This window comes from uncultured Georgenia sp. (assembly GCF_937958535.1).
Lineage (GTDB): Bacteria > Actinomycetota > Actinomycetes > Actinomycetales > Actinomycetaceae > Oceanitalea.
Window position 1 is genome coordinate 1 of sequence record NZ_CALGNQ010000181.1, and the last position, 6766, is coordinate 6766.

Genomic DNA, 6766 nt, shown 5'->3' on the forward strand with positions numbered 1-6766 from the left:
CCCGGGCCGGTCTGGGCCGGCGCCTCATTCCCGGTGCTGCACGACGTTGACGACGTTCCCGCTGGGTCGCGGACGAAGAAGCGCATCACGCCCCAGGTCTCGGCCCGCAGCGGGTGGACGATCTCGTAGCCCCGGCGCTGCGCCTCCGCCAGGGCCGCCTCGATGTCGTCGACCTTGACCGAGATCACCGGGTTCTCGGCCGCGGTGGCGTCGCGGGTGACGAGCTGGACGTTCGCCCCGGTGTCCGGTGAGGTGAACCGCGCCACCCACCCGAGGTGGAACTCCTCCACGCTCAGCCCGAGGTAGCCCGCGTAGACGTCCCGGGCCGCGGCGATGTCGGCCACCTGGACGTCGGCGATGACGCTGACCGTGCGCATGCCGTCCTCCTCACTGCCGGGGTCACTCGACGCGCAGCCAGCGCACGCCGTACGGGGCGAGGGAGAGCTCCACGGCGCCGTCGCGCACCACGGCACCTCGCCCGCCGGCGCCCAGCAGGTCGTGCAGCCGGGTGCCGTCGGGCAGCGGCACCGCCGCACGGACGGTGCCGCCCGCGCCGGCGACGTCCTGGACACAGAGCACCGTGCCGCCGGTCCCCTCCCGCGGGGAGCGCAGCACGGCAAGCTGACCGGCGGGCACGTCGAGCACGGTCATCGGCGCGTCCGGGTGGAACGCCGTCTCGGCCACCCGGACGGCGATCATCTCGCGCAGGCCCTCGAGCACCCGCGCCCGCCGGCCACCGGCGTCGGCCAGCTCCCACGTCAGCCGGTGCAGGTCGAGGCGCTCCCGGTTGATGTCGCGGGCGTGGCCGCTGCGCTCCACCCCCTCGTGCCAGCTGCGGGAGCCGAGCAGGGAGTGCAGGTACAGGGCCGGCACCCCGGGCAGCGCGAGGAGGATCGCGTGGGCGGCGAGGAACCGGGCGACGTCGACCTGCTCGTCCTCCTGTGTTCCCGGCGGGCGCAGCGCGTCGTAGTAGACGGAGTTGATCTCGTAGGGCGCCCTCCCGCCGTCGGGCGTGGTGCGCCAGGAGACGAGGCCACCGTGGTCGGCCACCGTCTCGGCCAGGCGGGCCACCTCCTCGGGTGCGACGAGGCCCTCGAGGGGGCGCAGCCCGATGCCGTCGTGGCTGGCGAGGAAGGTGAAGAAGGTGGTCCCCTCCGGCGGCCGGGCCAGGTCCCGCAGCCACCCGGTGAGCACCGACGCGTCACGCCGGTGGAAGGCCGCCAGGGTGAGCGGGGGCAGCGCGAACTGGTAGACCGCGTGCGCCTCCTGTCCCTCCGCGAGGTAGGAGATGTTCTCCTCGTGCGGCACGTTCGTCTCCGTCAGCAGCACGGTGCCGGGGGCGACGTCGTCGACCAGGGTGCGCCACAGCCGCACCACCTCGTGCGTCTGCGGCAGGTGCATGCACGTGGTGCCCAGCGTCTTCCAGAGGAACGCGATGGCGTCGAGCCGGATCCACGTCGCACCGTGCGCGATGTAGCGCAGGAGCACCTCGGTGGCCGCGACCAGCACGGCCGGGGTGCGGAAGTCGAGGTCGACCTGGTCGGCGCTGAACGTCGTCCACACCCACCGCTCCCCCGCCGCGCCGGTGAAGCGGGTGAGCAGCGGCGTCGTCCGTGGTCGCGTCACGCGGGCGAGGGCGGCGGCGTCGGCCTCGGGGTCGGCGGTGACGTAGAAGTCCGCGTACTGCGGGTCGCCGTCGAGGAAGCCGCGGAACCACGGGTGGGAGGCGGAGGTGTGGTTGAGGACGGCGTCGAGCATGAGCCGGAACCGGCGACCGAGCGCCTCGACGTCCGCCCACGTGCCCAGCGCCGGGTCCACGGCGAGATGGTCGGCCACCGCGAACCCGCCGTCGGACGTGGCCGGGTAGTGCGGCAGCAGGTGCAGCCCGGTGACCTCCGGGGCCACCTCCGTGAGCAGCTCCCCGAGCGTCTGCAGCGGCACCCGCCCCGGCTCGGTGACATGGTCGCCGTAGGCGATGACGAAGACGTCCGTCTCGGCGAAGCGCTCCCGCGGCGGCCGCCGGGTGGGCAGGGCGCGGGCGACGACGTCCCGCAGCTCCGCCAGCAGGTCCGGGGCCGCCTCGGGCCCGTACAGAACCGTGAGGTGCTCCAGCAGTCGCGCCTCCGCGGTCTCGCTCAGCATCGGTCCCCCTCGCGCACGTTGCGATGTCATGACATTAGCGCCTCATCATTGCGCCGTGGCCCCGCCTGGGCCACCATGAGTCGCTACTAGGACGTATCTCTGAGTGGAGATCGTGATGGCAACGACTCATCGTCTGACCAGAATGCCTCGCTCCTCGGTGGCCGTCGCCGGGTTGCTTGCGCTCGGACTAGCGGCGGCATGCACCCCCGGTGGTGGGGGCGGCGGCGACGGTGACGGCGACGGGCCGATCGAGCTCGTCTGGGCGCTGGGCGGCGCAGAGGCCCAACCCGGTGGCGTCCACCAGGTCATCACCGAGATGTGGAACGAGGAGAACGACGACGTCCAGGTCCGCATCGAGATCCTCCCCGAGGCCGCCGACCAGCAGCGCGAGCAGCACGCCCTGGAGCTCCAGGCGGAGAGCTCGACCTTCGACATCCTCGGCGTCGACGTCATCTGGACCGGTGAGTACTCCGAGAACGGCTGGCTCGAGAGCCTGGAGGACGTGCGCAGCGAGATCGAGTCGGTGACCCTCCCCGGCCCCTTCGAGTCGGCGCTGTGGGGCGATGAGCTGTGGGCCGCGCCGTACAACTCCAACGCCGGGATGCTGCTCTACCGCACCGACCTCGTCGACGAGCCGCCGACCACCTGGGACGAGATGTGCGAGATGGCGATCCAGGCCTCCCAGGAGGCGGGCATCGCCGGCTACGTCGCCCAGGGCGCCCGCTACGAGGGCTTCGTCGTGAACTGGCTGGAGCTGTACTGGAGCGCCGGCGGCGAGCTGTACAACGAGGACCAGACCGAGGTGCTCTTCGACGTCGACATCGCCACGGAGGTCACCCAGTGGCTGTCCGACGCGCGCGAGTCCGGCTGCCTGGCCCCGGGGTTCAACACCTCCCAGGAGGAGGAGGCCCGCAACGAGTTCCAGTCGGGCAACGCCGTGTTCCAGCGCAACTGGCCCTACGTCTACTCCCTCCTGCTGGAGGACGGCGGTGAGGTCTCGGAGAACTTCGACATCGCCCCGCTGCCGACCTTCACCGGCGAGGGCACGATCTCGGCGCTGGGCGGGTTCAACAACGCGGTGAGCGCCTTCTCCGACCACACCGAGGAGGCCAAGGAGTTCGTCGTGTGGCTGTCCACCGACGAGGACGTCCAGCGCACCCTGGCCACCGAGGGCTCGGTGCCGCCCACCATGGCCTCGGTGTACGACGAGCTGGCCGACGACCCGGTGATGGCGCTGCTCGGGGAGATCCTCGAGGACGCCCGGCCGCGTCCGCCGTCGCCGGCGTGGAACGAGATCAGTGTCGAGATGCAGCGCGCGCTGTTCGACGCGTACAACGGCGAGGCCGACCCGCGGCAGGCCGCCGAGCAGGTACGCACCTTCCTGGAGGGCACCATCTGACCGTGCGGTGAGCCGGCCGGCGCACGGCGTCGGCCGGCTCACCCACCGCAAGGAGGCACGCATGACGACGACGGCGCCACGGCCCGCGGTCCGCTCGCGCGGCATCTCCGAGACCGGCCTGGGCCGGATCTTCGTCACCCCGGCCATCGTGCTCATGGCCATCGTGGCCCTCTTCCCCGTCCTGTACGCCGTCGTGGTGAGCTTCCAGGCCTACACGCGGCGCAACTTCGAGGGTTGGGCCGGGTTCGCGAACTACACCGAGGTGCTCGCCACCGGCCGCTTCTGGGAGGCGCTGTGGTTCACCGTGTACTTCACGGTGGCCTCGGTGGCGGCCGAGTTCCTCATCGGCCTGGGCTTCGCCCTGCTGATGAACCAGGCCTTCCGCGGTCGAGGTGTCACCCGTGCCGCGATCCTCATCCCCTGGGTGATCCCCACGGTGATCGCCGCCCAGATGTGGTTCTTCATGTTCAACGTCACGCCCGGGTTCATCAACAACCTGCTCGGGCTGGGCGACTTCAACTGGCTCGGGCAGTCCGGCACCGCCGCGTTCGCGGTGATCTTCGCCGACGTGTGGAAGACCTCCCCGTTCGTCGCGCTGCTCATCCTGGCCGGCCTGCAGACCATCCCGGACGAGCTGCACGAGGCCGCGCGGGTGGACGGCGCGGGGACCTTCCGCCGTTTCTGGTCGATCACGCTGCCGCTGCTGCGCCCGGCGATCCTCGTCGCGCTGCTCTTCCGCACCGTCGAGGCGCTGCGGGTCTACGACCTGCCGCAGGTGATGACCGGTGGCGCCTTCGGCACCGAGTCGCTGTCGATCCTCGTGCAGCAGTACGTGGTGCGGACACCGGACCCGGGTCTCGGGTCGGCGCTGTCGACCCTGACCTTCGTCTTCATCATGGGCATCGGCATGATCTTCGTGACGCTGCTCGGTCGCGACCTCGTCATCGGCACGGAGGAGGAGTGATGAGCACGGTCATCGACGACCTGGCGGCACGGACCGGCCCCCCGCGCGAGAACAAGGGCGTCTCGGCGCGCTCCCCCGCGCAGATCTGGGGCAAGTCGGCGCTGCTCCTCGTCATCCTCCTGTGGTGCCTGTTCCCGTTCTTCTGGCTCATCATGACGTCGCTGAAGATCGGGGACCGCGCGCTCAACAGCCCCGACCTGTTCCACGGGCCCTTCGGGCTGCAGAACTACATCGCCGTCTTCCAGCAGAACTTCCACCTCAACCTGCGCAACTCGCTGGCGATCGCGGGGATGACGACGATCCTGTGCGTCATCGTCGGCTCCCTGGCCGCCTACGCGATCGCCCGGCTGCGGCTCAAGCGCAAGCTGCTCCTGCTCTCGGCGGTGCTGGCGGTCTCGCTCTTCCCGCCGGTGGCACTGGTGCCGCCGCTGTACGAGCTGTGGCGCACCCTCGGGCTGCTCAACACGTGGGAGGGCCTGTACATCCCGTACACGTCCTTCACGCTGCCGCTGACGATCTTCATCCTCACGACGTTCTTCGCCGCGATCCCGCGCGAGCTGGAGGAGGCGGCGAAGGTCGACGGCGCGACCCCGTTCAAGGCGTTCTACAAGATCATCCTGCCGCTGGCCGCGCCCGGCGTGTTCGCCGCGGCGATCATCATCTTCGTCTCGGCGTGGAACGAGTTCCTCCTGGCCTCGACGTTCGCGCCCCGCAACCCGGAGGTGGCGCAGACCGTGCCGGTGGCGATCGCCGCCTTCACCGGGGCGGTGGAGTTCCAGCGGCCGATCGGCACCATCACCGCCGCCTGTGTGGTGGTGACGATCCCGATGATCATCGTGGCGCTGGCGTTCCAGAAGCGGATCGTGGCGGGGCTGACGGCGGGGTCGGTCAAGGGCTGAGCCCTCCGGATCGGAAACCGACGTCGAAGACCAGGGTGCCGGCCGGCCCCTCAGTACGCCCGCACGTCGGGCCAGTCGAGCTCCACGCCGTCGGCGGCCAGGCGCCGCTGCAGCTCGGCGGTGAGGTCCTGGTCAGCGGTGACGTCCTGCGGGGTGCACCGCCGCTCGAGGCACAGTGCCGCGAGCGTCGCGGCGGCCTCGCCGATGTTCCACTCGACGGGGTGGAGGCGGTAGCAGCCGTTGGTGATGTGGGTGGTGCCGATGTTCTTGGCCGCCGGCAGCAGGTTGGTCATCCGCACCGGGACCAGTGAGCGCAGCGGGATCTGGAACGGACAGGAGGCGACGTCGATATACCCGTCCCCGCCCGTCGAGGGGTGCAGGTCGATGCGGTAGGAGCCGATCCCCACGCTGTCGGCATGGCGCACCGCTCTCCCGTCGGGGCGGGTGGCGAGAGCGACCTCCTGCTCGACGATGGTGTGCTGCGCCTGGATCCGGCGGGACTCGCGGATGTAGGGCCGCTTGGCGAGCCCGTCGGCCGTGCCGACCACCTCGGGTACCAGGCGCAGACCGGGGTAGCCGGTCCCGCCGTCGGGACGGGGCGCCTCGGTCTGCAGCCAGTGGAGGAACGACAGCGAGAGGTCGCGCGCCCCGGCGAGGTGGGCGTCGTCGTCGGGGCCGCCGAAGACGGGCCCGCCGAGGTAGTCGATCATGGGCCAGTTGACCGTGGTGATGTCGCTGCGCAGCCAGCCCGGGCGGAAGGTCTGGCGGGCGGCGATGCGCCGGAAGGCCCACAGCTCGAAGTCGCCGCCGACGGTGCGGTGGTCGACGACGGCGTCGAGGTCGATGTTCGGGGTGAACGTGCGCTCGTGCGGCTGGCCGGTGCGCGGGACCGGTGCGACGAAGGAGAGCTGCGGGCCGCCGTAGCCGGCGGGCACGGCGTCGCGGAACTCGGCGTACCGGACGGGGCGGTCGATGGTGTGGTCCTCCCCCGCGAGGTGCTCCAGCGCGAAGCACCACGAGACGGCCTGCATGTTCCGCGGCTCGGGCACGGGCTTGGCGTGCGGTTCACCGGTCTGGTCGATCGACTCCGCGCCCGTGACGTGCTCGGTGCCGGAGAGGTCGAGCAGCTCGCCGGTCTCGGTGGCGTCGAGGAACATCGGCGCGGTGACGGTGGCCCGTGCTCCGGCCGGGTCGGTGAGGACGACGGCGGTGACCCGGTCACCCTCCGTCTCGGCGGCCACGGGGCGGTGCTCCAGCAGGGTGCGGAGCCGGCCGGACGCACGGGCGGGGGCGAGCATCCCCTCGACGACGGCGAGCGCCACCCGCGGCTCGATGCACAGCGTGGAGACGACGCCGCGGCCC

Annotated in this window: 6 protein-coding genes; 3 read left to right on the plus strand and 3 right to left on the minus strand. The window is 71.4% G+C overall.

The features are described 5' to 3' along the window. Window positions 1-377: VOC family protein (locus Q0195_RS09590; RefSeq protein WP_299277597.1), on the minus strand; the 377-nt coding region annotated here is incomplete at its 3' end. Window positions 378-399: 22 nt separating this feature from the next. Further along, entirely contained in the window at window positions 400-2142 is a 1743-nt protein-coding gene (locus tag Q0195_RS09595) for a sugar phosphorylase (RefSeq protein ID WP_299277600.1), read from the minus strand. Window positions 2143-2284: 142 nt separating this feature from the next. Between Q0195_RS09595 and Q0195_RS09600 the strand changes: the two genes are divergently transcribed. The 3 genes from Q0195_RS09600 (at window position 2285) to Q0195_RS09610 (ending at window position 5404) form a co-directional block, all read left to right on the plus strand. Then, the gene (locus Q0195_RS09600) at window positions 2285-3541 is read left to right on the plus strand and encodes an ABC transporter substrate-binding protein (protein ID WP_299277602.1); all 1257 of its coding nucleotides are present in this window, start codon (window positions 2285-2287) and stop codon (window positions 3539-3541) included. A 61-nt stretch (window positions 3542-3602) separates the two neighbouring features. Next, the gene (locus tag Q0195_RS09605) at window positions 3603-4505 is read left to right on the plus strand and encodes a sugar ABC transporter permease (RefSeq protein WP_299277605.1); all 903 of its coding nucleotides are present in this window, start codon (window positions 3603-3605) and stop codon (window positions 4503-4505) included. Next, the gene (locus tag Q0195_RS09610; RefSeq protein ID WP_299277607.1) at window positions 4505-5404 is read left to right on the plus strand and encodes a carbohydrate ABC transporter permease; all 900 of its coding nucleotides are present in this window, start codon (window positions 4505-4507) and stop codon (window positions 5402-5404) included. Before Q0195_RS09605 ends, Q0195_RS09610 begins: the two co-directional genes overlap by 1 nt. Before the next feature lie 50 nt (window positions 5405-5454). Here the strand turns inward: Q0195_RS09610 and Q0195_RS09615 are convergent. Beyond that, a partial coding sequence (locus Q0195_RS09615; RefSeq protein ID WP_299277610.1) for an FAD-dependent oxidoreductase occupies window positions 5455-6766 on the minus strand: 1312 nt, incomplete at its 5' end.

What these genes read in the sequence shown, in the direction of transcription:
- Q0195_RS09595 (WP_299277600.1), bottom strand. Translation starts at nt 2,142, where the DNA reads ATGCTGAGCGAGACCGCGGAGGCGCGACTGCTGGAGCACCTCACGGTT.
- Q0195_RS09600 (WP_299277602.1), top strand. Translation starts at nt 2,285, where the DNA reads ATGCCTCGCTCCTCGGTGGCCGTCGCCGGGTTGCTTGCGCTCGGACTA.
- Q0195_RS09605 (WP_299277605.1), top strand. Translation starts at nt 3,603, where the DNA reads ATGACGACGACGGCGCCACGGCCCGCGGTCCGCTCGCGCGGCATCTCC.
- Q0195_RS09610 (WP_299277607.1), top strand. Translation starts at nt 4,505, where the DNA reads ATGAGCACGGTCATCGACGACCTGGCGGCACGGACCGGCCCCCCGCGC.